The sequence below is a fragment of the Virgibacillus salarius genome (genome assembly GCF_039521925.1).
Lineage (GTDB): Bacteria > Bacillota > Bacilli > Bacillales > Amphibacillaceae > Virgibacillus > Virgibacillus salarius.
In genome coordinates, this window is sequence record NZ_BAAACY010000098.1 from 19,158 (window position 1) to 44,753 (window position 25,596).

Below are 25,596 nucleotides of genomic sequence, written 5' to 3' on the forward strand. Positions count from 1 at the left end.
GTATTAGCTGCTCTTATGTTTTGGGGTACATTAGGGAGTTGTTAAAACATCACCGTTATATATTACTTGTTTAAACCAAGTGTCCTTGAAATTCGTATCTGCTGTATCTTCAGCTTGTGCCTTCCAACGTTTGTTAAATTGTAATGGCATGAATTTTAGTGTTAACTTTGCAGTTTGTGGTGTAACATTTCCCTCATCAGTTTGATATTCATTTGGTAATAGTTGAGCTTTTCCTTTTAGGAACCAATAATAACGATATCCTCCAGTTGATACTTTTGCACGAAAAGCAAGTGCTAGCTCAGCTGTTATATCTTCAATACTAGCGAATTGGACTCCCCCTTCTTCTTGATGGCCATATATTTTCTTTTGAAGTTCTAAAGGAAGATCTGCTGCTTCCATACTTACATCAATATCTCCTAAACTATTAAAAATTTCATAAGCCCCATTATCAGCATAGAATGTATTAGATTCTGTATTTGGTGTAACTGATACGTTAACAGCACCTAACACTGCTTCAGGAGGTTCATATGTTGCTCCGCTTTTATCATCTTTCGTAAGTAAGGCTAAATGAAACATATCCAAGCCATGTAATACTTTTCCCATGTTACTACCTCCTAGTTTTTCTTATTAAAAAACACCTTTTTAGGTGTTAAAATACTTTTTTGCTATATCTCATCGGTTTATGATGAATGTCTGTATCCTCTTCATAGAGATCTTGCGAGTCATAACGGCTATATCCAATCGATTTCATTACTTTATCTACTTCCTTAGCAATCGGTGTCTGTTTTGATACTGTCAAAGCGTCGCAATATACACTTACTTGAAAACCAACATTAGCTGAATGAGGTATATTATCAGCAAAATCATCATCATCATTTCTAATTTCTTGGTAGACAATTCTAGGAAATGGTATTGATTCATTGTTAGGGTGTTTAGCTATGAGATTATGAAAGCCTCCTACCACTTCATCGATTAACAATTGGCTAGATTTTAATGCGGTGAGTAATTCTTTCTTAGAATCAAAAGCTTCCACAGTCATTCTTCTATTGCTCCTAAAAACACCTTTTCCATCGCTGAAAGTGCTTCGTTTTCTCCCTGTTCACCACTTTTATCAATAAATGGATAGGCTGGCATTTTAGATGTACCATATTCTAACCAGATAGCCCGATGCTTAACTTTGTTGTTAGGTCCTACTTTAATGAACTTTCCCTCATCTGTTTCGTTTGGTCTACCAACAGTAATGTTATCCTCCATGTGAGGATGTGATTTATTACTCCGATTCACATTACTAATCTGGTGCTTTTTTATGACTTCACCGCCTGCTTTTAACGCCTTATTTTCAGCTTTCTCAGCATTTTCACCAAGCTGATTAAAAGAAACTATAGCATCATCTAGACCAGAAACTTCAAAGTTAGCCATTTGGCTTCACCTCATTTGCTAATATCTCATATTCAATATTTCTTTGTTCCAGATTATTTAAAAATGTGATATCAAATATTCTTGCTCCGTACTTAATTCGCATATCCTCGCTTAAGCCTTCACGATAGCGAATATAAATACGCGTTGTAATTTTTACGGAGTTTGCACCAGCTTCAATAATTTCTTTACCACGTAAATCTTTAATAGCAGCCCAAACAGTAATGTCCGTATCGACCCATCCTGGAACCCAATTTCCTTCTTCATCTTGTACGTTTTCTTTTCTTTGAAAAGTAATACGACACCTATACTTCGCTGGATTGGTCAACTAAGTCACCTGCTTTCAATTGAAGGATGATTGTTTGCAATCCCATTTCAATGGCACTAGATATCTTTCCAAATTCATTTTGCTGTCTATTCTCATACCAATGAGTAACCAGCATCATGATTGCTAACTGGTACAGTTCATCTTCCTTTTCTTTAACACCAGCATTAGACATATAATTTTTAGCAGAATTAATAAGGAGACCAAGCAATTTGTTGTCCTGATCTCCATCGATTCGTAAATATTCTTTTGCTAACTCAAGTAAATCCGTATTCATTATGCTCCACTCGCTGCAATAACCGTAATTTCACTTGTCGCTGTTTTTCCACCGTCATCTGTTGTTACGGTAATCGTTGCATTGCCTTCCGCTACAGCAGTAACTAATCCAGTACTATCTACAGTGGCAATCGCCTCATCGCTAGACGACCATGTTACGCCTTTGTTTGTAGCATTAGAAGGTGAGACAGTCTCAGTTAGTTGTTGAGTTGCTCCTACCTCTAGTTCAGCTGTTGCAGGATCTACACTAACACCTGTAACTGGTTGTGTTACGTTAACAGTAGCTGTACCTTTAACGGTGTTATCATCTGTTGAGGTTGCTGTAATTGTAGCAGTGCCAGTACTAACAGCTGTTACTTCCCCTGTAGAACTAACCGTTGCAACAGCTTCATCCGAACTAGACCAATTGACAGATGGATTTGCTGTATCTGGTGAAACTGTTGCTGTTAAACTTCGAGTACCACCTACTGCTAGATTATTAGTTTTTGGTGACACATCTACAGCCGTAGGATCACTATAATCTGTTGTTACAGTGATAGGAGCAGACAATTCGCTTTCACCATTCACATTTACAGCACTCACTTGGTACTCATAAGTTGTATTTGGTGTTAATTCAGAATCTGTAAAACTCTTCTCAGTTAATCCATTAGCAATTTCATTACCATCACGGTAGACTTTGTAAGTTGTTGTCATCATATACCTCCTCTCAATAATAAAGCCCTATCTACGGCTAGCTCCAAGATAGGGTAATGCTTGTATCAGTTTTTGAACTAGCCGTTAGATTTACGGGCTGTTTAGGGAGTTTCTGTTACTTTTGCGATACGGAATGCAGAAGCTAGTTTGATACGGTGATCAAACCATGCAGTAACAACAAACTGTTCAATACCTGTTTTTACATCTTTATCACGTTCAAATTGAGTAGTTGCAATATCATAATTGTAGTGAGAGTAACTGTAGTCACCCACGATAGGATCGGTTGCTGCATCTACGAATACAACAGGCTTTCCAAGAATTTGTTCTGGCTGAGCTGAATAAAGTGTTGCATTACCGTTTGCAAGTGTTTCGATGATATCGGAATAATCCTGATAACGCATAACGATAGTAGCATTTTCCCGATAATCTTCATGCAAATCAGCAATGGCTGATTTAATAGCTTTATACAGGTTTGCACCATTGACTTTCTTAATTCCATTTTGAGTAGAATAGAAAGACATATGCTCTTCTCCAGCTTTAGGTGAAGTTGCAAATGCCACTTTCTTCTCTTTTGCTGCTACACCAGATTGTAGAGATCGTTCAACGTGATTAACTACATTTGCATCCGTTCCTAGCAAAACAGTTTCAGATATTCCGGAAAATACTTTAAATTTATTACGAGTAAACGCAACAACATCACCAGTTGCTTCTAATTCTTTTGCAGTTGCTTTGTCTGCAATAAAATCATCATCATCGAGAGTGAAATTAATCTTAGGGATTTCTAAATTGGTGATCTGCGTAAATGTTGAAATGTCTCTCAACTGATTTTTAGTATACGGTTCAGCGATAATATCATTAGATACTGTTTTAGGTAAGAATTTATCCCCTTTTGTCGTAGTATCATCACCTAATACTTGATATACATCTTCTGAGAGAGGCTCGCTTCTCATTGTTGCACGAATGAGGCTTGCTTTTGCTTTTGTTTTTTGTTCAGCTGGATCGTTAATGTTTTTAATGCTGTCTTTAGCAGCGAACTTCGCCTTTTGCTCCGCTTCCAGTTGATCATGCTGCTCTTTAATCACATCAAAACGAGCTTTCAAATCTTCTTTTGACTTTTGCATTTTCTGAATATCTTCCATTGATGCAGATGGATCCACCGCTTTTTGCGCTAGTTCACTTTCAACCTTTTGTAATTGTTGGCCAATCGTCGCCATATTTTGTTTCATTTCATAAAGCGTCTTGTCACTAAAAGTTTGTAAGTTCATTTTCAAATGTTTTTTGTTCATGAATAAATTCCTCCTAAAATTGATTTTGTTATTTCAGATTGCGCTTTAGCTTCATCAGCAATTCGCTGTCTTTCCTTCATTTCATTTTGAGAAATTTTATTTTTAGAGTCATCTGCTACTAACTGCAACTGTTTTGGTACGTTTTTATACCTTTGCAGAAACTCTTTACTAATAGATGCAGCCATATCATTTGCTTCTTCTACTACATCACAAAGGCCATACTCAAAAGCTTCTTCAGCTGAAAGCCATGATTCAGCATCTAACAATTCCTGTAGCTTTTCTTCAGATAGCTTTTCTCCAGCTTTGTCTAAGTAAGACTGCATACTTGATTTTCCAATACGGTCAAGGTCGTCTGCTTGTTTTCTTAATTCCGCAGAGTTCCCAATTGCAAATGTCCACGGATTGTGGATCATTAACATACTGTTAGAAGGCATTCTAATTTCATCAGCTGCCATGATAATCACACTAGCAATAGATGCTGCTAAAGCATCCACATGGGCTATGACTTTGGCATCATGACGTTTAAGCATATTATGAATAGTTACACCTTCAAAAACAGAACCCCCGGGCGAATTTACATATAAGTTAATTGTTTCTACATCTCCTAGATCATCAAGTTCTTGTTTGAATGTAGTAGCAGAATGTTCTCCTAGTTCATCCCAAGCATACTTGGTGATTTCGCCATAAATAAAAATATCCGCTGATTTATTATTGTCAGCAGACATCTTCATTTCCCAAAATTTCTTATCTTGTTTATTTGCTTTCTTTCGGTCCATATTCACTCTTTATCACCACCTTTCAAATAAGATAAAGGTGGTATATGCGTTATGGGAAATTCAAATTTTGGCAATCCGCTAAAATGCTGTATAAATGTTATAGCGTTTTTGTTTTGCCACCAGTAACCACACAAGAAAATAATTGAATCGATAAAATTTAGACCATCCATGGAGTACCTATTATTAGATATAGACTTAATACTTCTATCTTTCGATACTTCCACATGCTCTCGTATTCTTTCCTCGTAAAATTTTGCTGCTTTTAAATTTCCTGCAAAGATGAATATGTTTGATTTAGGGTAATCTTCTATAACCCTTTTAACTCTATTCAAGTCAAAATACGCTGTTTCATTCATCACTATCACCACTTTTTGAAGTTGATTTCCTTTGTGTAGGATCCATATCTATTGGATATAAATCACCAGACACCCACAGTTTTGAAGCATTGCCTCCTTCAGGAGGAAGATCTTCAAATCTTCTAACCTCATCTTGTTTAAACCAACCACCACGGATACCAGCTTGATAGAATTGTGTCCTTGCAGCTGTGTCACCTCGTAATAACCCACCAAGATTAAATTTAAAATAGTAACCTTTCTTTCTATCTTCTTTTGTAAGTAATTTTAAATTAAATTCATGCTCATATTGTCGGACGATAGGAGTTAATGCCATCTGTACAAACTGAATCATCATCTGTTCATTGGAAGAATAACTTTGTCCCTCAGAGTCATTTAAAAAAGAGACTGGAACGTTAAACACGTTCGCCACCCTCGACCTGGTAATTCGTTCAGATTTTAATGTATCGGAAGCGAAATACTTCTTTTCAATATCCTTAATTTCAACGCCAGGCTCTTGAAATAGGATTCCTCCATTTTCTTTATAAAACCTGCGAAAATCTTCAACAACTGCATCTTTTTTTTCCTTAACAAGATTCGTATCATACTTCAGAACAAAGCTTTCTTTTTTCTGCATCTCCGACAAGCTAAATTCTTGGACAGCTTTGTCATAGAGTAACGTATTCTTTAATACATCTATAGGACTGACACCTTTCCATCTTGAGGAACCAGTAATATGCTTAACATGTATCATATTCATATTATGAAAATAATACGTTCCTCCTGCTCCGATTACTTCATACCACAATGCTTCATCATCCGTATTAATAAATGGAGTAACATAGGATGGATCAATCGGAATTAATGCTTCTGGTTGCATTCTTATATCACGAATAATAACTGCATATGCATTACCATATTCGTTTCTGGACACTTCCATTTTGTTGATAAAATCAAAGCTGTGCATATTATCATTAGGAGCATTTGTAAGAACATCGGATGCTTGATTGTGTACTACGTCATAGTTTTGGTACATTTTTAATGGTAGAGATGATAATGTATTAGACAACCTTGTTATCACACTGAATATCGTCTCATTAGTAACTAATTTACTATTGTCTATCCCCCAAAACTTACGCCCAACCCAGGAAGAAAAGTCATAAATTGCCCCTTTCCAACCTGCTGCTGCTCCTTTTACTGCTCCTTTAAATTTACCTACCCATTTCAAACTCTCACCACCTTTCAAATTAACTTAATAGATCATTTACAGAAACAAACTCTACATTCCCTTCTCCTTTAGGCTCTATTAGCATATCAATGACATGTGTATGTGCATTCAAAGCAGCTGCAAAACCATCTATCTTTCTGCTGGAACTCTGCTTGGATGGCATCCAGTTACTATTACGGTCCTTAACCAGCTTCACATTGTTAAGATACCAACGGAAAATTTTACTGTTATTAAAAACAACTTTTCCATCGAGCATCATTTCTTTAAAGTTCTGCATCGGACCTCCTAAAGTAAGATGTCCCTGCCTAACCTTCTCTGTGTTAAATCCATAGTTTTCCAATGATTTATTTAGATACAATGCTTTAGCTTTGTCATAAGTTATCAATTTGATCATGTATTTTTCAGATTGCTCAATGAACCATTCATAAACGTATTCAAACTTTACATAGTCACCTGGAATAACCGTTAACTCTCCAGCCGCTTTCCACTCATCTAATCTACGTTGGTTGCTATCTCTGTCATAACGAGCCTGTGGTATCCACGAGTGAGATAGAACAAATATCGAACCATCATCTAAAGGAAATTCAAGTGCTGCAGCTGTAAAATCTTCTGTTTCAGACAAATCATAACCGCCAACACACTCTTTTCCTTCTAGTTCCTTGATATCAATAACTCGATTGTTTTTCTTAATAGTAGGTAAATCAACAAACGATAATTGATCTACGTTACTGAACAGATTGAACTGTTTCGTCATCCAATCCGCGCGTTCTTGCGGATTTTTCTTTTCCTTTTTCCAATCTGTAACAAGGTTTACGAAGTCCATCAGACCGATATTAGGATTGGCCTTTATCCAAAGCTCTGGTTTGTCAGCCTCTTCTGGTTTGTCCAACTTCGCTATATAATAAAAAGTTCGCTCATCCAAATTGTCGTCAGGATTTTCTAGACAGTCAGTAGCATTTTCATAATACTGAACCAGCGGACCATCTAAGACATATCCAGCAGTGGTAATGTAAATAATTAATGGCTGTTTACGCGCACCACGTGACTTTTTGATAACGTTAATAAGTTTGAAATCCTTAAATTCGTGAATCTCATCAAAAATACCAAGATGTGTATTCAAACCGTCTAACCGTTTACTGTCAGATGCCCTCGCCTGAATCTCGGAGAACATTTTTTCATATTTTATTTTGCTTCTCTGTGGTTTGTATTTCTTTGATAAATATGGTGACTTCTCAACCATCGCCTTCGCCTCATCGAACAGTTCGTGCGCTTGCTGTTCCGCATTGGCTAAAACATAGATTCTGGCTCCATTTTCACCATCAAAACCTAACATATAGTTGGAAAGACCACTAATAAGCGTAGTTTTTCCATTCTTACGACCCACCATATCTAACGCTTCACGAAAACGGCGTATGCCAGTGTCTCGGTGTACCCAACTAAAAAGAGACCCGATCACAAAATGCTGCCATGGTTGCAACACTAATTGACCAAAGTCTCCTTTAGACGGTTTACATTTCTTCTCAATGAATCGAATTGGGCGATGACCTTTTTCCTCATCAAATATCCAAGGAAAGTCATCTGTTCCTTGTCTTTCCAAGTCTCTTATGTGCCGTTTTGCTGCTAAAATGTTTTCTTTACTTGCTGGAATAGACCCATCGATCAATCTTTCAGCATACCAAGTTGTTAAAAGTTCAGGATAGGGTTGTTCGAGTATTCCACCCCAACTTTTCTGCTCTTTTTGATAAGTCTCCCACCATCTTTCAAGCTCGGTGTAGCTCATCTCCAAAAGTGGTTTAGAAGTCTTCATCATCGTCGTTATCGCCTTCTAAATTTATCGCTAATCTCGCTCTAGCAGACGGAGAAAGACCTAAATCAGAAGCAAATGATCGCATTTGAGCAGCCGCATCCTTCATGCGTAATATAAATGGGTTAGGTTTTCCATCAACCCACATTCCCTTTGATTTTACCTGCCTTTTAAATGAAAGGTACTGGGAGTATGCATCACAATATAAAGCTAAGTGACCAACATCGGCATCGTTAATTAATTCAACACTTAAAAGTAAGTCAGCTAATCGTTTAAATTCCTTTTTAGCTGTATCATTAAGCCAAGAAGGTGGGATAACATGATCCGCACTCATTTTCATCTTTTCTTCTTGTTCAGCTCGGCGCTTTAATTTGTCGACATTCTTCTTAGCTGGGTTTCCTTGTAATAGTTGTAACCTCGCTGGTTTTGCTGGGGTCGGCATAATATCACCACCTCCTTTTAAATGGTATTTTTCTTACATTTTTCACCTACCTAAAAATATTGATGGGCGGTTTTATTGTGAAGAAAGAAGTCATCCGGTCTGGAAAAATTTATTTTTCTTTTTTTCTTTTGAGGGGGGGGGCTACCTTATTTCTTCATTTGCCCCAAACTCAACAACATTTATCTTTCTTTTTTTAGCACTCTTACGCTGTCCACCACCCTTTTCAGGGTGTTCTTTGTTGTGGCATGCATTACATAAGCTAATGAGATTATCTAATGTTAACGAAAGCTCCGGATATTCATCACGCGGTTTAATATGGTGAACCATATCCGCCATAACGAAACTCTTTCCATCCTGATAACTAACACATGTATTCTTATCTTCTCGGAATCTAGTACACATATAGTAATCGCGTCTGAGTGCCAGTGTTCTACATCGTTGCCAAGCAGCACTATTGAGAAACTTCTTAGATTCTTTATTGCGTTTGTACTTGTCGTATAGATTATGGTTGCTCATCGCTATCAAACATGTGTTTACCGGTAGATAATCCGTAGCCTTTCTTAACCATACTCTTATCACACTTAACAAGGTGTTCTATGTTGTATCTAGTTCCACCGATTAAAGGCGACTCTTCTCTTGTATCCCATTCGAAAGAAACCCTTGTCTTACCGGTTATCTCTTCACCTTTATAGATTACTTTTGGAACAGCAGTTTCATTTTCTAGTTCGATAACTAATAAACTAGCCTTATCTTTACCTGTAGCCCAATCTACACCTGCATGTATAGATTGATGTTCTTCTTTGGTTACAAACTGTATTTGTTCTTCATTCAAAGTTGATGGTGTATCTCCTATCCTCGGACCATTCCCTTCTGCTGGTCTTCTTGTACCTTCCTTGTTTTCCATTGATCTCGCTCCTCCTTTTATACATAATAAAAAGACACCCAATTAACTGAGTGTCTTTGCTTGTATTTTATTTTTTAAATCAAACATTTGCGGATCCAATATAGCTTTCTTATCACGAATCTTATTCAGTGTTTTCTTATACTTCTCCTGATCCGTAATAGTTGGCAATGTTTCATATAGCTTTCTAATTCCTCTTTGCTTTCGTCTAATATCTGCGTTAGTTACGTAAGAGATATAATGCTCATTACAATGTGGACAGGTGAAATATGTCTCCGTTATCCCTTTACCATGTTTCTTTTCCTGTAATCGAATAACAAATGTATTACAGCACCTGTCGCACATTATTGACTCATTCATTTGATCACCTACTTGCATCAAAATTTATAAAAAGAGAACCTAATTCTTGCGTATCAAAAAAACTAATTTCATAATCATTATCTTGATAGGTTAACTCACTATCACCTGAATCTAAAAACTCATTAAATTTATTGTTGTACTTTTCGCCATCCAATTGAAGAGTGTTGATAATAATAACTGCCGAGGCAATTCCTCTACTTAAATATTGATCATTTTCTTTAGTTCCTGTAATTGCTAATTGATAACCATTCAAAGTTTTGTTTTCATTATATTTTGCTAATATAGAATAAGATGAACCATCTTCATCATAAAAATCTGACTCATACAGTTTTTTAGAATACCAGTTCTTTTCTTTTATTAATTTACCAAAATCATGCGGATTCAACATTTCCAATTCATAGTCTTCATCACTGAGGTTTATTGTTTCGATTCTTTCATTGTATTTTTTAACAAAGTCATTTAATTGGTCATCGGAAGCCTTGTTATCTAATCCATTCTCACTATCTACTATCTTTGAATTATCATTTTCTTTTGCATTATTTTGTGAACAACCAATCATCAAAAATATCAATGAACATAAAAACAAAACAGCTAATACCTTCTTCATCCAATCTCCCCCACATAGTTCTTATGACTTAATTATGATGGAGTTGGAAATTATATGCAATACTTATTCACCTAAAAAAAATAGCACCCAAGCCCTTGCAAAACTTGGATGCACCATTTACATATCTACAACATTACACAATATATCGTAAACAACGTAACCGTGTAATACAGGTACCTATATTTTGTTTACAGTAACATAATAACACATTAATACGGACACTTTGTGGACAGTTTTCGGACAGAATCAATTATTAAACTTAATAGCATCTACCCCAAAAAAGATGACAGGTAAATCGGATATTGCTTTTTCTATATATCTTCTCACCGTTCTTTCCTCAATATGTTCGATCTCTGCAATCTCTCTTGTAGTGTATTTCCTTTTGGAAGTATATTTCTTTTCGAGAACCCTGTAGTATTTTAATTCCTCTTTACTGCAAGATTGTTTGTATGCTTCCATCTTCCCTCTGATAAAGTAGACCATTGCTATCGTTTTGGTTTTGCTTTGTTTAATTGATTCGATAGATTCAAGACTAATTGTTTCGATGTCTAAGTCTTGGATTGAAGTGTCTTGAAGTTTTTCTAAATCTGTTTCTAGTTTCTCACAATGCATAACCAATGATCTGTAATTTCGTAAAAGCAGCTTAATGTTGTGCAACCTTCTATCATGTCTTTCCCGTTCCTGCTGCTTTATCTCTTCTTTATATGCTTTGATTGCCTCCTGTGAGGCAGTCTGTGTAATTAGTTTCAACTGCTTTTCGGTTATATGCATTAGGATTCCTCCTTTACTCCTCCATAAAGGGAAGGTTGATTATTTAACTGCTTCGTTAATTCAAAAAATAGCTCTCTATTTCCAGTATCCAAAGCATAATCTATTAAAATGTTAAGAATATCTTCATCGGTAACGGATGTTTTGCAATCATATTCCATCTTTTCGTATGCAGGCTTTGAGCTATATGACACACTTGAAAGATATTTAGCCATTTCAACTTCATAAATTTTATTTAGTATTCTTTTCATGTAATCATCATTTTCGAAGTAGTACATTACGATTCTCCTTTCAGTGCTTCACAAAGCTTTATATACGCATTTGTCGCACACTTATTTCGGTACCGCTCAACATCATCTAAAATATCTGTTGCTTCTTCAATAGCCTGTTTGTAGCGTTCGGCTCTTTTCATCTGGTTAATTCCGTATGAATTATTTTGTCTTGCTATGAATTTAGCTGTGTCTAGTTTTTCCTCTAATTCCTGCACACGTTCTTTAAGGTTTTGCTTTTCTTCTAAAAGATCATCATACTCAGACTCTTGAATAATAATTCTTCCTGTATAGTAGTCCATCTCTACCCCTCCTTTACTTTCTCAATTCGTGCTTTCACAGCTTCCAGTAGGGCATCTTGACCAGCAGTTTTATCAGCTAGTCTCGATGAAACAGTCTCGTCTAATGTATTTTCAGCTACTAAATGGTGAATGATAACTCGTTCTTTTTGTCCTTGTCGATCTAGCCTTGCATTTGCCTGTTGGTATAATTCCAAGCTCCAGGTCAGCCCAAACCAAACAATGTTATGCCCACCATCCTGTAAGTTTAATCCGTGACCAGCTGAAGCTGGATGTGTTAGAAGTAAAGGTATTTCTCCTTTATTCCAGGCTTTAATGTCCTCCGGCCCTTCTAACTTTTTCGCTTCCGGGAATCTTTTCATGATTCTGGACAGATCATGCTTATACGTGTAAAAGCATAAAATTGTTTTCCCGTTTGCGGCTTCGATAAGATCTTCTAAAGCATCAAGTTTTGCATGATGAACTTCTTGCACATCTTTGTTTTCGTCATACACAGCTCCATTGGCTATTTGAAGTAACTTATTAGACAAAACTGCTGCTGTATCAGCTGTTACGTCACTGTCGTCAAATGGCAATAGGAGATCTTTCTCTAGCTTCTCGTATTTTTTCCTAGTATTAGCTGTTAAAGTGACTGGCACCATCCGTTCTATTCTCTCCGGTAAGTCTAGCCAGTCTTTGGCACTCATACTGACACAAATATCTGATATCTTCTCATACACTCGATTCTCAGCTTCATCTTTTTGTTTCCATTCGTAGACAATATGACCGTCACGTCTTCCTGGCGTGAAGTATCGATCTCGGTATCCGGTTATCGTTCTTCCTAAACGCTCTCCTTGGTCTAATAGGTACAACTGCGCCCATAAATCATGCAGACCGTTTGGTGTTGGTGTACCAGTTAAGCCGATGATACGCTGCATTAGAGGCCTAACTCGACGTAAAGCACGAAAACGTTTGGATTTACTGGATTTAAAACTAGATAGCTCGTCGATCACTACCGTATCAAATGGCCATTTACTACCTGTCATACTCACCAGCCAAGGTACATTTTCTCGGTTGATTACATACACATCAGCTTCTGCTTTTAGAGCTTTTTCTCGTTGGGTTCTGGATCCAAGAATTTTAGATATCGTAATATGTTGCAGATGATCCCATTTAGCTGTTTCCCTACTCCACGTATCCTGGGCCACTCGTAAAGGAGCTATGACTAAAATTTTCCCTGCATCAAAATACGTATTTTTCAACTCTTCTAGGGCAGTTAAGGTGATAACGGTTTTGCCTAAGCCCATATCTAAGAAAAGACCTGCAGCTGGAGTATCAATAATTTTTTGAATGGCATATTCCTGATATTGATGGGGAATGAATTTCACTAAATATCCCCTCCAAGCATCTTTATAAACGCATCTACTTTTTGCTTAGATTCTAGTACATAGACCTCATGTTTACGTTTCTCAAGCTCCTGAATCCGTTTCTCCTGTAGCGGACTTAGCTTTCCATTCGGTGCCTTCATCTCTACAAAAATGGTCCGTCCTCGAGGTAGAATGCAAATGCGATCTGGCACACCTCTTCTACCAGGAGACACCCATTTGAAGCACAGACCTCCGAGCTGTTCAATTTTATCTTTTAGTCTTTTTTCTAATTGACTTTCTTTCATAAAATCACCTTCCAAAAATTAGGTGTTTCTTGTTGTTGTCTCGCGCGCGTACTAGGCGATACGCGTTTAACCTCTATATAAACCCCTATTATTACTTAATATTATTTTTATAGTTTTTAAGTAAATCTACTAACACAACTAACACAAAAGTATTTTCAAAGCTGTTCCATCAAGGGTTTAAAGGTGTGTTAGTAGATAAATTTTACTAACACATTTACTGCAACACTACAATTACTTCCATTTTTTGGTGTGTTAGTGTGTTAGTAACTGTGTTAGTAATTATAGATTTACTGCTCACGTTCAAACACACGTTGAATATTGTATCCTTTTACCCGTTGTCTACCTGCGTCTTTCCAACCTGGAATGTTTCTTAAAATGCCATAAATCTCCTTTGCATCCCAAGGTTTCATGTCTCCTTTTTTACGTTGAAGACACTCAACCCATATTTCTGCTGCACACACAGATGTACGCTGCATTGGCTCATCCATAAAATCTTCTTGAATTGGAGTTTCAAGATATTCGGTAATCCACCCTTTTCTCGGATCGTCTTCCATGTGAGCTTCTTGCACAGACTTGGCCACATCTGCTACTTGTCTTGGTAGAGTCAACGGTTCTCCCTGTTCACAATAGTGCTTAGCTTCTGCCCATACTTGACCCACTATCTCATCAGATAAGTAGGGCGATTCCGGATTTTCCTGGTCGTAAAAGATGTTTTTCGTCGCCCGTTCTGGCTCCACGCTAACTGGCCAAAATCGACGGTTTCCTGTTTGGTCTTTTAAGAAATCAAAATTGTTTGTTGTTCCAAAGAATATACACTTTCTTGGAAACTCTGATACTACTCTGTCAAACGCTACACGATACATGTCTGTTGTTTTGGATGTGAACGCCTTTACTTCTTCTATTTCAGCCTTCTTCATTGCTGATAGCTCTCCAAATTCAAATATCCAAGAGTTTTGTAGATATTCTCCAGCTTCCTTACTTTCAAAACTTTTTAAGGAGTCTGAGAACCATTGTCGTCCCATTTTAGCCAAAATCGTACTTTTACCGCATCCTTGTGGTCCAACAAGAACTAACATTTCATCAAACTTGGTGCCAGGTTCGTAAATTCTCACTACCCCGGCCATAAACATTTTTCGAGTAACCGTACGGGTGTAATCACTATCTGTTGCACCTAAGTAATCAATAAATAGCGTGTCTAAACGCTTAACACCATCCCATTCAAACGACTCTAAATAGTCATGAATAGGATGAAAAGCATTCTGACGGGTAACATGGGTAAAAGCATCACGAATAATATTAGCTGATTTAATGTCATATCCTTTTCCAAGAAAGTGCCTTAATTCTGCATCATCAGAACCTAACCACGGTTCATGTGATTGAAAGGGAGCTTTTTTGCGCCAGGGTAAATCATTAAGAACTACTTCTCGGTTTTTGAAAGCGTCATAGGCTAAAGTATTTTTCAAAGGTCCATTTGATAGTAAAAGCTCTACATTTCCCGCATTGCTCACTAGATTTCCTTTATTCGTGTAGACTAGTTTTTCTTTCCAAGCATCTGGATCTTGGTCTTCCTCTATTTCACTTTGAAAATCTTCATCAATACTTGCCGCCCTTCTATCTACTAGAGTCCGTTTAATTTCCGGTAGCTTATAGATAAATTCCTGCATGGCCACATAAGAAGGGTATTTATTACCGGGCGTATTTTTCTTCACGTTGTCGTCCATATCCCCGAATTTATGAAGGCGAACCAGGTCAAATAGGTTTTTACTGTGACCGTCTGCAGCTGGGTCACTATCCTGGTGGCTATATGCTAAAGCCTGATCCGGAAATACCTCGAGACCATTTGCAGAAGAACCGTGTAAATACGTATACCGATTTTCCATAGAACCCTGTTCATACTGATCAGATAGAAATGCTTCGATGCCCTCCTCAATGCTATAAGTCTGACAGAATAAACCTACTACACCATGCTTTTGCGTTGGGTCTTGCTGTTTCTTTCCGTTTTCTAATGGCGCTTTACTTTCTGATTCGTGTCGTGGCCATTCAGCTATGTCTGCCCAATCGATATACTCGTCAAGTATGCTCTCAACGTCTAGAGGCTCTCCTGCAGCTACTTCAAAGACTGGATCTGCATCCTTAGAACAACTAGGGAAATACATGAGTCTATGTAGCTGAAACGTAGTGTGATCGAAATAAGTCATGCCGATGTTTTCTGCCAATTTACGGCTTACTGCTGCATACTCATCAGGAGTCATTTCACGATTAGCTGGGACTACTAAACGAAACTTCTGCCTATTCGGTCGATGACTATGTGTGCTATAAATCAGATAGCTAGTACCACCAAGCATAAGGTCAACATCTATCATAAAATCATCGGTAGCATAGTCAGCATCTAGTGTGATTAACCAACGGCTCTCAATATTGACTTTTTTCCGTCTACCACTTCGAATGAGCCCGCCTACAAAGGCAGGTCCATCCTTAATGGCTCCTTGCTTTAATTTGGAGAGTTTGTCGTATTCGGCCATCGTCTCATTTGTTCGACGTAGCTTTAACGTATCGATAAATTCTGGCCATTCTAGATAATCCACTGTCCAGTTTTTATCTGATCGATTACGGCCAAAGGATATTTCTAACACAGGCCACCCTCCTTTCTATGCTGATAGATTCCTATTCCTCTTACGACGTTTTAACTTTTCAAGTACGAATGCTTCTATGAAAGCAGCAACTTCTTTGGTCATGTTACAATTTCTAAAGCCACGGCATTGAATCACCCTATTCTGTTGAATTTCTACAGTAAAATAGGATTTATTAGGCGCATCATTCTTTCGAATAACATAAATGTCTGTATCACCTTCTGCATAGCGTTTCGCATACTGGCCAACACAATGTTTAAGTGCCTTACCCTCGTCAAATAGTTCTATGCTAGATGCTGCAGGTCTTATATGCAGTCTGCCTTGCGTAAACGAGTGTCTTTCTAAAGATGGAAGACGCTTCTTAATCTGTTCATTTACCTTTTCATCCACTTTAATTTTTATCCGCCGAGAGGTATCCTCGTGAGCCTTCTGCAAATTGTTTGGATATTTTATATGATCCTTCGTTACATCAAGTCCAAGTTCTTCTGCTTCTTGCCAATAATCTCGTAAATCTCTGATTATAGAAGAAGTTGAATGATATGCTAGTAGAGATTTTGAACGCTGCTTTAACGCATATTTCGTTACAAAATCTAGTGGCTCATGTAGCTTTATAGCTTCCTCTATAAACAGATCATCTAGTAAATCTGCTGTTTCAAATGATACGGATAAACCATGCTTTTTTAGAGTTTGGTACACATAGAGTAATTCAGGACGAGGAATAACTCGTTCACGTTTAAGCTGTTTTAGCTCCGATTTGGATAGCCGAATTACTTTTTCAAGCGTCTTCCCATTCCAGTTAATCGTCCCGTAAGTTCTAAGCCCTGTTAACTTCGCCTCAATGAATTTCCGGAAACCGATCTTCGTTAAATACTCAATGCAAGAATACCTTGCAGCTAAAGCAAAGAAATGAACAAGATCTTCTCTGCCATATAGATTTTTATAACTCTCCCACGTACTATATTGAAAAGGCGTATTTTGAACTGTAGTTGCCACATTCTCATGAGAGATGAATGTGCCCTTATATTGCATTAATCCTGTTGACTCAGAACGAATCTTCTTTAACTTAGACCATACATCTCTCCAGCCGATATACACCCTCTGTTCGCTGTATCCAGGTTCAAAAAGATACATGGAAACCTTTCTAAACATGGTTTTTACGTTCCTATAATCTTCATAATCTCGGCAAACGTGAAGTCCCATTGCGACAATTGCTTGAGAATCCACTTGAGATTTTTCATACCAAACAACGTAGGCATCCGTAAATAAATTCTTACGACCTCGGCCAGCACTCTTAACCACAACTGGGGAAGCACAATGTTGACAGGTCCAAGTTTCGTTATGTTTCAACGGTTGAAGTTGGTCAATCATATAATCTTTCTCACAGTGGGAGCAGTATCCACGCTGAATGCCTTTCACGGTTTTAACAAAGACATATCGACTTTCGTAAAAAACAATGTCCCTTACATAATCAACCAGCTCTTGACTAACTTCTTTTGGGAAATGTGCAAGAAATTCAGGATCTAGTGACATGTTTTCAACCTCCCAACGTCACATTAAATACAAGATCAGTTTCTGTCGACTCTTGATTAGCTGGCACAGTCGGCGTGACTGCCTTAGGATTCCCGGCAATTTCAAAGTAATCGAAAACAGTTGCAAATCCTTCTTCATCTGTTAACACGGCCATGTTTCCGACTTTTTTCTTTTCTGCTTCTTTGCGCATACTGGCTAGACTGCCCTTAATCGTTTTACTTTTCACTAATATTTTTTCTGCTTCTTCCGGATTATGAGTAAGATGGTCCAATAAAAATTGGCCAATTAATTTTACATATGGGTTGTTATCTTTCTTCATTTCATCCTTTATCTTTGTCTGTGCTTTCTTTAACATGAGATCATCTCCTATGTTTAGTCACACCCAATCAACGTAGGTGAATGTTTCTGGTCTATTAAAATACGTGAAAACTGTTTGAATAAGATCCCCGTCTTCATTTTGTTCATGCACCACTAATACGTATATTTTCATAGGCATTAATCCTTTATATAGTAGTCGGTTTCAAAGGCGTCAGCTGTTAACGGTAACCCTTTCGCCCATTTAATTGGTTGACCCATAATTTCCATTACTTCATCCAGACTACCTTCGTCATTCGGTACATCCAGTACAACTTCATCATGAACATGCATGACAGTTTTATATCCGGCTTCTTCTAAGTTGATAATAGAAATGCCCAGACAGTCTCTTGCAATAGCCTGAATGATGTTCTCCACCAGTTTGCCACCGTATGTGCCTATACGTTCCATTCCTCTCCCACCTGGTCCTTCATATGTGAGCTCATCTTTCCCCTCAAATTTCTGGTGTGGCTCGATTTTCGGTCTTACATAAGCTAGTTTTCTTCCAGATGGCAACTGAATGAAAAGCGTCCCAGATTCATAGATGAAGTTGACATCTTTCGGACCTTTCACTGTCGTCTTACCTCTAACCGCCTGCAATGCATTCGCTTCTGTGTCGTACCATAGCTGTTTAATTTTCGGGTTAGCATCACGCCAGGTTCTCACCAGTTCAGGTAGTTCCTCTTCATCAATCCCCATATCCAACGCACCCATTTGAATCAGTGCCCCAGGTCCACCTTGATAGCCAAGAGCCAATTCCGAAACTTTTCCTTTTTGACGTAAAGGGCTGCCTTTATCGATTTCATCAATCGGTACGTTAAACATGGTAGATGCAGAAGCCTCATAGATTTTACCGTGACTGTTAAATACATCTAAACGCCACTGCTCCCCTGCCAACCATGCAATGACTCGTGCTTCGATAGCGGAAAAGTCAGATACAATAAAGCGTCCTCCGGGTGTCGGTGTGAAAGCTGGGCGTAACAGCTGAGACAACGTATCTGGTACATCACCGTAGAGGATTTCCAATAGTTCAAAATCCCCTTGCTTTAATATCTCCCTCGCTAGACTTAAATCTTTCAATTCATTTTTACGAAGATTATGAATTTGTACCAAACGTCCTGCCCACCGACCTGTCCGATTGGCACCATAAAACTGAAGGATACCTCGTATACGGCTATCACTACATACAGAACGTTTCATAGTTGCGTATTTTGTAACAGACGTCCTGGCCAATTCTTGACGAGTCTCCAAAGCTTCTTGTACAGCTGGATTATTCGCCTTTTTGATTAGCCCTGGTACCGTATCTTTGGTTAAGCTTTTTACCTCTTCACCGGTTTGTTCCTTTATCCATTTTTTCAATTGGGGAAGGCTATTCGGATTATCCAACCCCGTTATCTCTGCAGCTCGATTCAGCAGGCGATCTTTATATTGCTTATCACAAGCAATGGCTTGCTTAACTAAATCTTGATCAAGATAAACACCACGATCGTTGATGTGCTGATCAACTTGCCACAATCTATTCTCTTGTTCAGGTATCGGAAACTTTTCTAGCTTTTTGCGAATCTCTCGTTCTACCACCACATCTTGACGACAGTATTCAATGAATTGCTGCCATTTATCTTCATCATGATGTGGATAGTTCCTAGTACGCTTTCCATTTGCCTTTGTTGGTTTACAGGGTACGGAAAAATATTTAATTAGATTCTTACCCTTTTGATCTTTCTCTACATCCAGATTCATCGCTTTGGCCACGCCACCAAGGTGGTTGGGTAAACCTAAAGTTAGGGCATGAACAGAACTACACCGCCATTGTGCCGGATCCATTTCAAGGTCAAAATGCTTTGCAATACAAGTCCGTTCAAAATTGGCGTTGAATGCAGTTTTTATGACATTTGGATTTTCCAATGCTTCCATCACCTTGTCCGGAACATCTTCAAAATCTAGTAAGTCGATCACAGTAACTGGTTCATCTTCAAGAGCGTAAGCGAATAATAGAATTTCAAAGTCTGGATCTTCTACGTATCGATAAACACCTGATTTGATTAAATCTGTACCTGAATACGTCTCAATATCAATAGAAAGTATGTCGTTCATGAAAATACCTCCGAGCTCGTTTAATAGAAAGAGGGAGTAAAAACTCCCCCTGTTTCTTAGCTTAAAAAGTCGTCGTCATCGTCTCCATCATCTTCTAGATCGTCAAAGTCATCTTCTGCACGGCTACGGCCACCTAAGAAGTCCCCATCTTCCCATTTCTGAATGTTATTTAAACCTACGGCAACCCCTTTATTTCCGTTCGTATCGAAAGGATAAAAGTTGATGCTAACTCGAACGTAACAACCGCTGTACACTTCAGTCGTATCGATAATTTCTTGACGATGACGGTCCACAATGCCTGGTTTGTTCTTAGAAGATGCATTTAAGAAGTAGTGCTCTTCGTACGCTTCCCCTTTCTCGTCTGCTTCTTCGTCTCCATCACGAACTGGAGTATGGATGTTTTTAGGGATCTTTCCTCCCCATTTTTCGTTCTTGCCTAATTCTTTTGCCGCTTCAACAGCTGCTTTGATTTTTTTCATCGTGGTTTTATCGGTTTTTGGGATAAGAATGGAAGTGCTATACTTCTCAGCTCCCCCATTAATAGATTTGGGCTCCCAAATGTTCGCAAAGCTTAAACGTACCTTTCCTGTAATCACTTTTGTATCTGTATTTGTAACTGCCATATTAAAATCTCTCCTTTGTGTATTTAAATTTTGATTTATAATATAATCATCTTCGTAATAATCTTTGAAGATACTCACTTAAAATTCCTCACAATCTTCACAGCTCCTCGGATAACCCGGATCATCGCCGTCTAGTAGCTCACCGCAATGCTGGCAAATGTATCCTTCATGGATTAACTCAACAGTTTCTCCCATTACTTGAAATCCTCAGCCGCACTTGCTGCAGATGATAACGCTGGACGCTTGTCCGACTCTGGAGCAAGTTTTGGTTTTCCTGGCGGTTTGATGATAAAGTCTTTCAATAAGGTATCGAACTGTTTTTTACCTAACGCTTTCTGCATATCTGTGATGCCTTTGATTTCCGTAGGTTTATGAATCTCATCCTCACTGTAGCCTTCTAAGATTAATAGATCTTGGACGGCTTCTTTATCGGCATAGATACGGTTGCTTCTACCTTCAACAACCTTCCAACCAGGATAAGACACCCCATGTTTGTAGGCTTGATCTAGCGCATGTCCCTCGATATCAGACACCCATGATTTCAGCTCATCTGCCTTGGCCAAGACGTCGGCAATTTCAACAGGGCTTAGGAGCTCTGGCTCTTTAAATTCATGTTTGGCCAGTTCAAGATTTGCCTCCGCCCTCACTCGACATTCGGATCTTGCTTTACAAAAGCGACAGTGAGAGCCAGCTTCAAAAGTCTCACTACCTTGCGCTGCTTCCTCTGCCGTAGGCTTGACTACTTTTTCCGCCCACTTTAAAAGTTCATCTGCAGCTAACTCCTCCGTAGAAACACTGTCCAATCTTGGTTGAATGATCGTCATACGGACCGTTTCGATATCATAGAGCAAATCATATTCGTTGTACGCACCTAATCCATATAAACGCATTTGACTGTTGTTTTCTGCTGAAACAAGTACACCTTTGCCATACTTTAAATCGATGACCTCCATAACCCCATCAGCTATAACCAACACGTCGCCAGTTCCAAACCCTTCAGGCACCCACTGAGAAAAATCGAGACGTTGTTCTAAAAGCACCAAGGCGTCTTTCGTTTTTGCCTTAGCTTCGTTTACTCTCTCCACTACAAGATCTGTGTAGTTCTCACAGTGGTCAAGCATTTCTTGGCTGAAATACTCACCCTTCTTGTGTTTTTTCAATCGCCCGGAATACTGGCGCTTTGTTATTTCGCCAATCTTATACTGCAGCATGAGTTCCGATAATTCATGCGCTGCAGTTCCCTCTTCAGCAAATGACGTGGTGACATCTGGGTATTGACTTTCTAGCTTCACACTACCTGGACAAGCTAACCATCTACTAGAGCCAGATGCACTTAACTTAGCGTGTGCTCGCTCTGCATGGTTTTGGCTCATAGATTCTCCAACCTTTCTAAGTACTCGGCACGCTTTTCTTCTGGAATCTTTGAAATTGCATTCACACCTAGTTCACTAAGAAGTTCTTTGATTTCAGCTTTTTTACCAGACTTGGAGACTTCTGCCGTCTTAGCACGTATGTCTTCAATAGCAGGGACCTCAGTCTCTTGCTTCTCTTCTTTTTCCGGTTTCGGATCCTCTTTCTTAGACTTTTTATCTTCCTTAGGTGTCTCCTTCTTCGTTTCTTTCTTCGAATCAGACTTGTCCTTCTGTTTGACTGGCTTCGATTCAACTACTGGTGCAGACCCCAACGCATTTGCTAAATTATTTAAAGCACCCACTAATTCTGGTGCGTTTATATTCACTTCGACTTTCATTTATTTGACCTCCTGTGTTATGATAATGCTGAATATTCGTTTTAGACTCACTGATTGCCGTCAGTGGGTTTTTCTTCTAACTCTTCTAACTCACCAGAAACGCCATAGAACATTTCTAATAAATTTTCATAAGCAAGCCATTTCAGGTCATCAGATAGATTGATGAACTCTTCATTTGTTAATTCTTCAGGTGACTTACCAGTTTCATCTTCAAAACAGTTACCCACTTAACTCACCTCTCTTAAATAATTATTGCTATAATCAAAGCTATAACCAGTGCACCTGCAAAACTTCCTATCTTCACATCCTCACCTCCCTTCAATAATTAGCACCAATAGCAACTAAAACCATGGCGTCTGATTGTTTTTTCCTCCTTTAATTGCAATCTCCATTTACTAAACAAGGGTTAACACTTAGCTTTTGTACAGCAGGTAATTGGTTTTCGGATCCCTTAAAATCTTTCATATCTACCCCTAAAGCTATTAGATTTTTATAACCTTGTTTTCCAGTAGTTGAAGTTTTAATCGTATTATCAAGCTCTGTTTTAAGAGTTTTTAAATCTTCAATTTTACTTAATGTTGGCTTTAGATCTTTGCTTGCTTTATCAACTACAAATTTCATATGATACTTACCGTAATGAGCATTTTTTCTGATAGCACTCTTAATGTTAGATAGTTCATTGGTGTGAATTCTATCTCTAATTGAGGCGACACTACGTAAGTCTCTAACGCTATACTTTGGAGACCAAGAACCATAATCATTTTCGTTTTCCAAGAACGTTTCAAGCTCATCAGCAAGTTTGGTTAATGCTTTGTTAAAGTGGTTGATGTTCTTGGTATTCTCAAGCAATTTAGGCTTAACATTTGTTTCAATATAAGAGTCAAATTCTTCTCTAGCAGTATCCAGTTGTACCTTTATTTTCTTTTCAATAAAGTCGTATAAAGACTGTTTTGTTATTTTCATTTCAATATTTCTCCCTTCAATAATTAATAAGTAGAAACCAATTACCGAGTGCCACAACTGCAAACAACACTATATATGTCCAATCAGATTCTATGAGTCTGTTCAAAACCAATGCCTCCTGATGGCATCTTGTTTATTAATCTGTTCTAACAGGTCCTTTGCTTCCTCAGCAATCTGCTTATTTCTTTTCAGCCTGTCCAATTCATCTAGTGACCTAGCAATGTTGCTGTGATAAACTGCTGCCTTGGCAAATTCTCCTTTAAGCATTAATTCTATTGCGTTTGCCAAAAGATAGTTATAGCAATCTAGTTCTTTATCAGCTTGTTCCTGGTCTTTTGGTAGAAACATAGATAATTTTTCCATTACGATCTCCTTTCTTTTTCTCACTTCTGATAGAATATCTACTAGAAGGGAGGTTGTATGTTTGAAACTTAATCAAGATTGCGTTCGTTCAATTCTTCTTGAGTTAGAAGAACAGTTGACACTTAATGAAACTCTAGTTCTACAAGACCTTAAAGACTTTGAAACATTTAATAAGTTTGGTTACCAGACATCCGTTTATGCTTTATTGAAGTTAAAAGAAGCCGATTTTATTGATGGTCAAGTTCTACGCAGTGATGAAGAAATCATTGATATTGGTATTATCTCTATAACTTGGAGCGGTCACCTTTTTTTAGACAACATTCGAGATAAAGTTGTTTGGACTAAAGCAAAAGATAGCGTTAAGTCATTATCAAGTGTGTCTTTATCTATTCTCTCTAACGTTGCGACAAGTATTGTGAAGAATCAAATTGGATTAAAATAACTTGATCTCCACACCATCAATTAACACATAGACAAAATCTTTTTCATCCGGATAAGTTTTCTCAACGAAAGATGCTAATGAAATTAGATCGCCGTTGGTATCGATAGGTAATAATCTATTGATACCGTCTTTTTTTGAGTAAACAATTGGATATTTTCCCACCTTCACCTCACCCCCAAGTCCCGTTGATATAATATTTAAACCATTCACCGTTTTTGTAATAAACCTCAAAGCAACGTTCTGGGAAGTTGCGTTTAACTTTCTTAATGTTATCTAGACTATAATGCTTGCGTTCTTCAGTACCCATAGCTTGGTTGTGTGCTTCATGCGTATTTTTCAACATTTTAAGTTCATGCTCTTGTAAATGTTTAGCAGCTGGTATTTTTTTAGACATTTTGGTTCACCTTGCTTTCTGGGTCTAACCATTTTTCAATGCTTTCAATATCAAAAATTATTTTTGAACCAACTTTTTTGTGAGGAATTCTATTTTCTCTAACTAATCGATAGATAAAGGATTTTGACATCTTGTTGCCTGTATCTTCTAGGTATGTAACTAACCCTTTAACATCCGTTCGCTTCATTTTATCTAACCTCCTTTTCAAATATCAGTTTTTCTGATATTTCTAGGCAAAAAAATTTCTTCTATTCTTTTATTGAAGTATTTTGCTATGATGAATATTTCTTCGAGTTTAAAATCTGTTTCCCCACGTTCTTTTAATGCGTATGTTCTAGCATTTACTCCTAGAAGCTTAGCCATATCTTCTTGGCTGATTTTCTTAGACTTACGCAATTTAACTAGCTCCCAATGAACTACCATCTACTAACCCCCTTTTCTATCAGTGTGCTTTTATGATATATCAGTTTTTCTGATAAGTCAACGAAAAAAATCATAAATACTGATTATTTTTATTGAAATGTAAGAAATACTGATATATACTATCTTTAGTACAAATAGTATATAAACACATTTATATAGATGAATAGATGGAGGAAGACAAATTGGATATTAATAAGTATGTTGGAAGCAAAATTAGAGAATACAGAAAGAAAAAGGGTATGAACCAAACTGAATTAGGAAAAAAGCTAGGAGTTAAGCAGAATACAGTGGCTGGTTATGAAAAAGGCGAATGGGAAGTAAGTTACGACAATCTTTTTATACTTGCAGATATATTCGAAATCAGCATTGATGATTTATTCCCAGCAACTAAAACAGAAGAAAATCACTTACAAAAAGCTTTAGAAGTTTCAAAAGATAAGGAACTATCTACAGATGAAATGCATCTTATTAAAAAGATTACTGAAAAGGCCCTCGAACTTGAGGGCGATGATAGAAAGCAATTAATGAATAGCATTAAGCTTGCTGTTGATCTCTTTGAGAACATGGACAAGTGATTCATCTAAGTACTTTGTTTCA

37 protein-coding genes are annotated in these 25,596 nt (G+C 37.8%); 2 read left to right on the plus strand and 35 right to left on the minus strand.

The window, feature by feature from the left end:
* Window positions 1-30 precede the first annotated feature (30 nt).
* From ABDZ84_RS12545 to ABDZ84_RS12695, 31 genes are all read right to left on the minus strand, one after another.
* On the minus strand, window positions 31-603 hold the full coding sequence (locus tag ABDZ84_RS12545) for a major tail protein (protein WP_026681334.1): 573 nt from the start codon (window positions 601-603) through the stop codon (window positions 31-33).
* A 46-nt stretch (window positions 604-649) separates the two neighbouring features.
* A complete protein-coding gene (locus ABDZ84_RS12550) occupies window positions 650-1,039 on the minus strand; it encodes a hypothetical protein (protein ID WP_034679049.1) in 390 nt (129 codons plus the stop codon).
* Window positions 1,036-1,419 (minus strand): HK97-gp10 family putative phage morphogenesis protein, encoded by a 384-nt coding sequence (locus ABDZ84_RS12555; RefSeq protein WP_026681336.1) that lies wholly within the window; start codon window positions 1,417-1,419, stop codon window positions 1,036-1,038. Before ABDZ84_RS12555 ends, ABDZ84_RS12550 begins: the two co-directional genes overlap by 4 nt.
* Window positions 1,412-1,744 (minus strand): phage head closure protein, encoded by a 333-nt coding sequence (locus tag ABDZ84_RS12560; RefSeq protein WP_026681337.1) that lies wholly within the window; start codon window positions 1,742-1,744, stop codon window positions 1,412-1,414. The genes ABDZ84_RS12555 and ABDZ84_RS12560 overlap by 8 nt, the downstream gene beginning before the upstream one ends.
* Window positions 1,722-2,018 carry a head-tail connector protein gene (locus ABDZ84_RS12565; RefSeq protein ID WP_026681338.1) on the minus strand — a complete coding sequence of 99 codons (297 nt, stop codon included), beginning with the start codon at window positions 2,016-2,018 and terminating at the stop codon, window positions 1,722-1,724. The genes ABDZ84_RS12560 and ABDZ84_RS12565 overlap by 23 nt, the downstream gene beginning before the upstream one ends.
* Window positions 2,018-2,710 (minus strand): Ig-like domain-containing protein, encoded by a 693-nt coding sequence (locus tag ABDZ84_RS12570; protein WP_051388325.1) that lies wholly within the window; start codon window positions 2,708-2,710, stop codon window positions 2,018-2,020. Before ABDZ84_RS12570 ends, ABDZ84_RS12565 begins: the two co-directional genes overlap by 1 nt.
* A gap of 101 nt (window positions 2,711-2,811) precedes the next feature.
* Window positions 2,812-3,996 (minus strand): phage major capsid protein, encoded by a 1,185-nt coding sequence (locus ABDZ84_RS12575; RefSeq protein WP_034679051.1) that lies wholly within the window; start codon window positions 3,994-3,996, stop codon window positions 2,812-2,814.
* Window positions 3,993-4,772, minus strand: a complete 780-nt coding sequence (locus ABDZ84_RS12580) for a head maturation protease, ClpP-related (protein WP_026681340.1) — start codon at window positions 4,770-4,772, stop codon at window positions 3,993-3,995. The genes ABDZ84_RS12575 and ABDZ84_RS12580 overlap by 4 nt, the downstream gene beginning before the upstream one ends.
* A 2-nt stretch (window positions 4,773-4,774) precedes the next feature.
* Complete coding sequence (locus ABDZ84_RS12585; RefSeq protein WP_026681341.1) at window positions 4,775-5,128, minus strand: hypothetical protein; 354 nt, start codon at window positions 5,126-5,128, stop codon at window positions 4,775-4,777.
* The gene (locus ABDZ84_RS12590; protein WP_026681342.1) at window positions 5,121-6,332 is read right to left on the minus strand and encodes a phage portal protein; all 1,212 of its coding nucleotides are present in this window, start codon (window positions 6,330-6,332) and stop codon (window positions 5,121-5,123) included. Before ABDZ84_RS12590 ends, ABDZ84_RS12585 begins: the two co-directional genes overlap by 8 nt.
* A gap of 19 nt (window positions 6,333-6,351) precedes the next feature.
* Window positions 6,352-8,139, minus strand: coding sequence for a terminase large subunit (locus ABDZ84_RS12595; RefSeq protein WP_343781808.1), 1,788 nt, complete (start codon window positions 8,137-8,139; stop codon window positions 6,352-6,354).
* Window positions 8,126-8,578 carry a phage terminase small subunit P27 family gene (locus ABDZ84_RS12600; protein ID WP_026681344.1) on the minus strand — a complete coding sequence of 151 codons (453 nt, stop codon included), beginning with the start codon at window positions 8,576-8,578 and terminating at the stop codon, window positions 8,126-8,128. Before ABDZ84_RS12600 ends, ABDZ84_RS12595 begins: the two co-directional genes overlap by 14 nt.
* 141 nt (window positions 8,579-8,719) lie before the next feature.
* Window positions 8,720-9,094: an HNH endonuclease gene (locus ABDZ84_RS12605; protein ID WP_026681345.1), complete on the minus strand. Its 375-nt coding sequence runs from the start codon at window positions 9,092-9,094 to the stop codon at window positions 8,720-8,722.
* Window positions 9,081-9,482 carry a hypothetical protein gene (locus tag ABDZ84_RS12610; RefSeq protein WP_051388326.1) on the minus strand — a complete coding sequence of 134 codons (402 nt, stop codon included), beginning with the start codon at window positions 9,480-9,482 and terminating at the stop codon, window positions 9,081-9,083. The genes ABDZ84_RS12605 and ABDZ84_RS12610 overlap by 14 nt, the downstream gene beginning before the upstream one ends.
* A gap of 42 nt (window positions 9,483-9,524) precedes the next feature.
* Window positions 9,525-9,839, minus strand: a complete 315-nt coding sequence (locus ABDZ84_RS12615; protein ID WP_026681346.1) for a hypothetical protein — start codon at window positions 9,837-9,839, stop codon at window positions 9,525-9,527.
* A 4-nt stretch (window positions 9,840-9,843) separates the two neighbouring features.
* Window positions 9,844-10,446 carry a hypothetical protein gene (locus ABDZ84_RS12620; protein WP_026681347.1) on the minus strand — a complete coding sequence of 201 codons (603 nt, stop codon included), beginning with the start codon at window positions 10,444-10,446 and terminating at the stop codon, window positions 9,844-9,846.
* Between the two features lie 246 nt (window positions 10,447-10,692).
* On the minus strand, window positions 10,693-11,217 hold the full coding sequence (locus tag ABDZ84_RS12625) for a hypothetical protein (protein ID WP_343781749.1): 525 nt from the start codon (window positions 11,215-11,217) through the stop codon (window positions 10,693-10,695).
* Window positions 11,217-11,492: an IDEAL domain-containing protein gene (locus tag ABDZ84_RS12630; RefSeq protein WP_228088814.1), complete on the minus strand. Its 276-nt coding sequence runs from the start codon at window positions 11,490-11,492 to the stop codon at window positions 11,217-11,219. Before ABDZ84_RS12630 ends, ABDZ84_RS12625 begins: the two co-directional genes overlap by 1 nt.
* Window positions 11,492-11,785 (minus strand): hypothetical protein, encoded by a 294-nt coding sequence (locus ABDZ84_RS12635; RefSeq protein ID WP_343781754.1) that lies wholly within the window; start codon window positions 11,783-11,785, stop codon window positions 11,492-11,494. The genes ABDZ84_RS12630 and ABDZ84_RS12635 overlap by 1 nt, the downstream gene beginning before the upstream one ends.
* A 2-nt stretch (window positions 11,786-11,787) precedes the next feature.
* Window positions 11,788-13,149 carry an SNF2-related protein gene (locus ABDZ84_RS12640; RefSeq protein ID WP_343781756.1) on the minus strand — a complete coding sequence of 454 codons (1,362 nt, stop codon included), beginning with the start codon at window positions 13,147-13,149 and terminating at the stop codon, window positions 11,788-11,790.
* Window positions 13,149-13,433 carry a VRR-NUC domain-containing protein gene (locus ABDZ84_RS12645; RefSeq protein ID WP_343781758.1) on the minus strand — a complete coding sequence of 95 codons (285 nt, stop codon included), beginning with the start codon at window positions 13,431-13,433 and terminating at the stop codon, window positions 13,149-13,151. The genes ABDZ84_RS12640 and ABDZ84_RS12645 overlap by 1 nt, the downstream gene beginning before the upstream one ends.
* Before the next feature lie 287 nt (window positions 13,434-13,720).
* A complete protein-coding gene (locus ABDZ84_RS12650) occupies window positions 13,721-16,066 on the minus strand; it encodes a virulence-associated E family protein (RefSeq protein ID WP_343781760.1) in 2,346 nt (781 codons plus the stop codon).
* 15 nt (window positions 16,067-16,081) lie between these two features.
* Entirely contained in the window at window positions 16,082-17,593 is a 1,512-nt protein-coding gene (locus ABDZ84_RS12655; protein WP_343781762.1) for a PcfJ domain-containing protein, read from the minus strand.
* Window positions 17,594-17,597: 4 nt separating this feature from the next.
* The gene (locus tag ABDZ84_RS12660; protein ID WP_343781764.1) at window positions 17,598-17,948 is read right to left on the minus strand and encodes a hypothetical protein; all 351 of its coding nucleotides are present in this window, start codon (window positions 17,946-17,948) and stop codon (window positions 17,598-17,600) included.
* Window positions 17,949-18,088: 140 nt separating this feature from the next.
* Entirely contained in the window at window positions 18,089-20,041 is a 1,953-nt protein-coding gene (locus ABDZ84_RS12665) for a DNA polymerase (RefSeq protein WP_343781766.1), read from the minus strand.
* 56 nt (window positions 20,042-20,097) lie between these two features.
* The gene (locus tag ABDZ84_RS12670; RefSeq protein WP_343781768.1) at window positions 20,098-20,664 is read right to left on the minus strand and encodes a DUF2815 family protein; all 567 of its coding nucleotides are present in this window, start codon (window positions 20,662-20,664) and stop codon (window positions 20,098-20,100) included.
* A gap of 194 nt (window positions 20,665-20,858) precedes the next feature.
* Entirely contained in the window at window positions 20,859-22,037 is a 1,179-nt protein-coding gene (locus tag ABDZ84_RS12675; RefSeq protein ID WP_343781770.1) for a DUF2800 domain-containing protein, read from the minus strand.
* Window positions 22,034-22,414: a hypothetical protein gene (locus ABDZ84_RS12680; protein WP_343781772.1), complete on the minus strand. Its 381-nt coding sequence runs from the start codon at window positions 22,412-22,414 to the stop codon at window positions 22,034-22,036. Before ABDZ84_RS12680 ends, ABDZ84_RS12675 begins: the two co-directional genes overlap by 4 nt.
* 47 nt (window positions 22,415-22,461) lie before the next feature.
* Window positions 22,462-22,641, minus strand: a complete 180-nt coding sequence (locus ABDZ84_RS12685) for a hypothetical protein (protein ID WP_343781774.1) — start codon at window positions 22,639-22,641, stop codon at window positions 22,462-22,464.
* Window positions 22,642-22,789: 148 nt separating this feature from the next.
* On the minus strand, window positions 22,790-23,377 hold the full coding sequence (locus ABDZ84_RS12690) for a hypothetical protein (RefSeq protein ID WP_343781776.1): 588 nt from the start codon (window positions 23,375-23,377) through the stop codon (window positions 22,790-22,792).
* Between the two features lie 102 nt (window positions 23,378-23,479).
* On the minus strand, window positions 23,480-23,740 hold the full coding sequence (locus ABDZ84_RS12695; protein WP_343781778.1) for a hypothetical protein: 261 nt from the start codon (window positions 23,738-23,740) through the stop codon (window positions 23,480-23,482).
* A gap of 61 nt (window positions 23,741-23,801) precedes the next feature.
* Between ABDZ84_RS12695 and ABDZ84_RS12700 the strand changes: the two genes are divergently transcribed.
* On the plus strand, window positions 23,802-24,182 hold the full coding sequence (locus ABDZ84_RS12700) for a DUF2513 domain-containing protein (protein ID WP_321132818.1): 381 nt from the start codon (window positions 23,802-23,804) through the stop codon (window positions 24,180-24,182).
* On the opposite strand, the gene ABDZ84_RS12705 is transcribed toward ABDZ84_RS12700, so the two are convergent.
* From ABDZ84_RS12705 to ABDZ84_RS12720, 4 genes are read right to left on the minus strand one after another with little or no spacing between them, the layout of a single operon-like run.
* Complete coding sequence (locus tag ABDZ84_RS12705) at window positions 24,174-24,344, minus strand: hypothetical protein (RefSeq protein ID WP_321132819.1); 171 nt, start codon at window positions 24,342-24,344, stop codon at window positions 24,174-24,176. The two genes, ABDZ84_RS12700 and ABDZ84_RS12705, sit on opposite strands and share 9 nt — an antisense overlap.
* Before the next feature lie 7 nt (window positions 24,345-24,351).
* The gene (locus tag ABDZ84_RS12710; RefSeq protein WP_343781782.1) at window positions 24,352-24,576 is read right to left on the minus strand and encodes a hypothetical protein; all 225 of its coding nucleotides are present in this window, start codon (window positions 24,574-24,576) and stop codon (window positions 24,352-24,354) included.
* Window positions 24,569-24,763, minus strand: coding sequence for a helix-turn-helix domain-containing protein (locus ABDZ84_RS12715; protein ID WP_321132821.1), 195 nt, complete (start codon window positions 24,761-24,763; stop codon window positions 24,569-24,571). The genes ABDZ84_RS12710 and ABDZ84_RS12715 overlap by 8 nt, the downstream gene beginning before the upstream one ends.
* A gap of 17 nt (window positions 24,764-24,780) precedes the next feature.
* Entirely contained in the window at window positions 24,781-24,999 is a 219-nt protein-coding gene (locus ABDZ84_RS12720) for a helix-turn-helix transcriptional regulator (protein WP_321132822.1), read from the minus strand.
* Between the two features lie 182 nt (window positions 25,000-25,181).
* Here ABDZ84_RS12720 and ABDZ84_RS12725 point away from each other — a divergent pair, with 182 nt between their 5' ends.
* A complete protein-coding gene (locus tag ABDZ84_RS12725; RefSeq protein WP_321132823.1) occupies window positions 25,182-25,574 on the plus strand; it encodes a helix-turn-helix domain-containing protein in 393 nt (130 codons plus the stop codon).
* The last annotated feature ends 22 nt before the right edge of the window (window positions 25,575-25,596 follow it).

Bases quoted from the DNA above. Each gene is read 5' to 3' on its own strand.
- ABDZ84_RS12605 (WP_026681345.1), bottom strand. From the start codon at position 9,094: ATGAGCAACCATAATCTATACGACAAGTACAAACGCAATAAAGAATCT.
- ABDZ84_RS12695 (WP_343781778.1), bottom strand. From the start codon at position 23,740: ATGGAAAAATTATCTATGTTTCTACCAAAAGACCAGGAACAAGCTGAT.
- ABDZ84_RS12620 (WP_026681347.1), bottom strand. From the start codon at position 10,446: ATGAAGAAGGTATTAGCTGTTTTGTTTTTATGTTCATTGATATTTTTG.
- ABDZ84_RS12710 (WP_343781782.1), bottom strand. From the start codon at position 24,576: ATGTCTAAAAAAATACCAGCTGCTAAACATTTACAAGAGCATGAACTT.
- ABDZ84_RS12630 (WP_228088814.1), bottom strand. From the start codon at position 11,492: ATGTACTACTTCGAAAATGATGATTACATGAAAAGAATACTAAATAAA.
- ABDZ84_RS12645 (WP_343781758.1), bottom strand. From the start codon at position 13,433: ATGAAAGAAAGTCAATTAGAAAAAAGACTAAAAGATAAAATTGAACAG.
- ABDZ84_RS12680 (WP_343781772.1), bottom strand. From the start codon at position 22,414: ATGAAAGTCGAAGTGAATATAAACGCACCAGAATTAGTGGGTGCTTTA.
- ABDZ84_RS12545 (WP_026681334.1), bottom strand. From the start codon at position 603: ATGGGAAAAGTATTACATGGCTTGGATATGTTTCATTTAGCCTTACTT.
- ABDZ84_RS12635 (WP_343781754.1), bottom strand. From the start codon at position 11,785: ATGGACTACTATACAGGAAGAATTATTATTCAAGAGTCTGAGTATGAT.
- ABDZ84_RS12550 (WP_034679049.1), bottom strand. From the start codon at position 1,039: ATGACTGTGGAAGCTTTTGATTCTAAGAAAGAATTACTCACCGCATTA.
- ABDZ84_RS12585 (WP_026681341.1), bottom strand. From the start codon at position 5,128: ATGAATGAAACAGCGTATTTTGACTTGAATAGAGTTAAAAGGGTTATA.
- ABDZ84_RS12595 (WP_343781808.1), bottom strand. From the start codon at position 8,139: ATGAAGACTTCTAAACCACTTTTGGAGATGAGCTACACCGAGCTTGAA.
- ABDZ84_RS12690 (WP_343781776.1), bottom strand. From the start codon at position 23,377: ATGAAAATAACAAAACAGTCTTTATACGACTTTATTGAAAAGAAAATA.
- ABDZ84_RS12580 (WP_026681340.1), bottom strand. From the start codon at position 4,772: ATGGACCGAAAGAAAGCAAATAAACAAGATAAGAAATTTTGGGAAATG.
- ABDZ84_RS12670 (WP_343781768.1), bottom strand. From the start codon at position 20,664: ATGGCAGTTACAAATACAGATACAAAAGTGATTACAGGAAAGGTACGT.
- ABDZ84_RS12715 (WP_321132821.1), bottom strand. From the start codon at position 24,763: ATGAAGCGAACGGATGTTAAAGGGTTAGTTACATACCTAGAAGATACA.
- ABDZ84_RS12575 (WP_034679051.1), bottom strand. From the start codon at position 3,996: ATGAACAAAAAACATTTGAAAATGAACTTACAAACTTTTAGTGACAAG.
- ABDZ84_RS12610 (WP_051388326.1), bottom strand. From the start codon at position 9,482: ATGGAAAACAAGGAAGGTACAAGAAGACCAGCAGAAGGGAATGGTCCG.
- ABDZ84_RS12675 (WP_343781770.1), bottom strand. From the start codon at position 22,037: ATGAGCCAAAACCATGCAGAGCGAGCACACGCTAAGTTAAGTGCATCT.
- ABDZ84_RS12570 (WP_051388325.1), bottom strand. From the start codon at position 2,710: ATGACAACAACTTACAAAGTCTACCGTGATGGTAATGAAATTGCTAAT.
- ABDZ84_RS12655 (WP_343781762.1), bottom strand. From the start codon at position 17,593: ATGTCACTAGATCCTGAATTTCTTGCACATTTCCCAAAAGAAGTTAGT.
- ABDZ84_RS12660 (WP_343781764.1), bottom strand. From the start codon at position 17,948: ATGTTAAAGAAAGCACAGACAAAGATAAAGGATGAAATGAAGAAAGAT.
- ABDZ84_RS12555 (WP_026681336.1), bottom strand. From the start codon at position 1,419: ATGGCTAACTTTGAAGTTTCTGGTCTAGATGATGCTATAGTTTCTTTT.
- ABDZ84_RS12720 (WP_321132822.1), bottom strand. From the start codon at position 24,999: ATGGTAGTTCATTGGGAGCTAGTTAAATTGCGTAAGTCTAAGAAAATC.
- ABDZ84_RS12665 (WP_343781766.1), bottom strand. From the start codon at position 20,041: ATGAACGACATACTTTCTATTGATATTGAGACGTATTCAGGTACAGAT.
- ABDZ84_RS12625 (WP_343781749.1), bottom strand. From the start codon at position 11,217: ATGCATATAACCGAAAAGCAGTTGAAACTAATTACACAGACTGCCTCA.
- ABDZ84_RS12565 (WP_026681338.1), bottom strand. From the start codon at position 2,018: ATGAATACGGATTTACTTGAGTTAGCAAAAGAATATTTACGAATCGAT.
- ABDZ84_RS12615 (WP_026681346.1), bottom strand. From the start codon at position 9,839: ATGAATGAGTCAATAATGTGCGACAGGTGCTGTAATACATTTGTTATT.
- ABDZ84_RS12600 (WP_026681344.1), bottom strand. From the start codon at position 8,578: ATGCCGACCCCAGCAAAACCAGCGAGGTTACAACTATTACAAGGAAAC.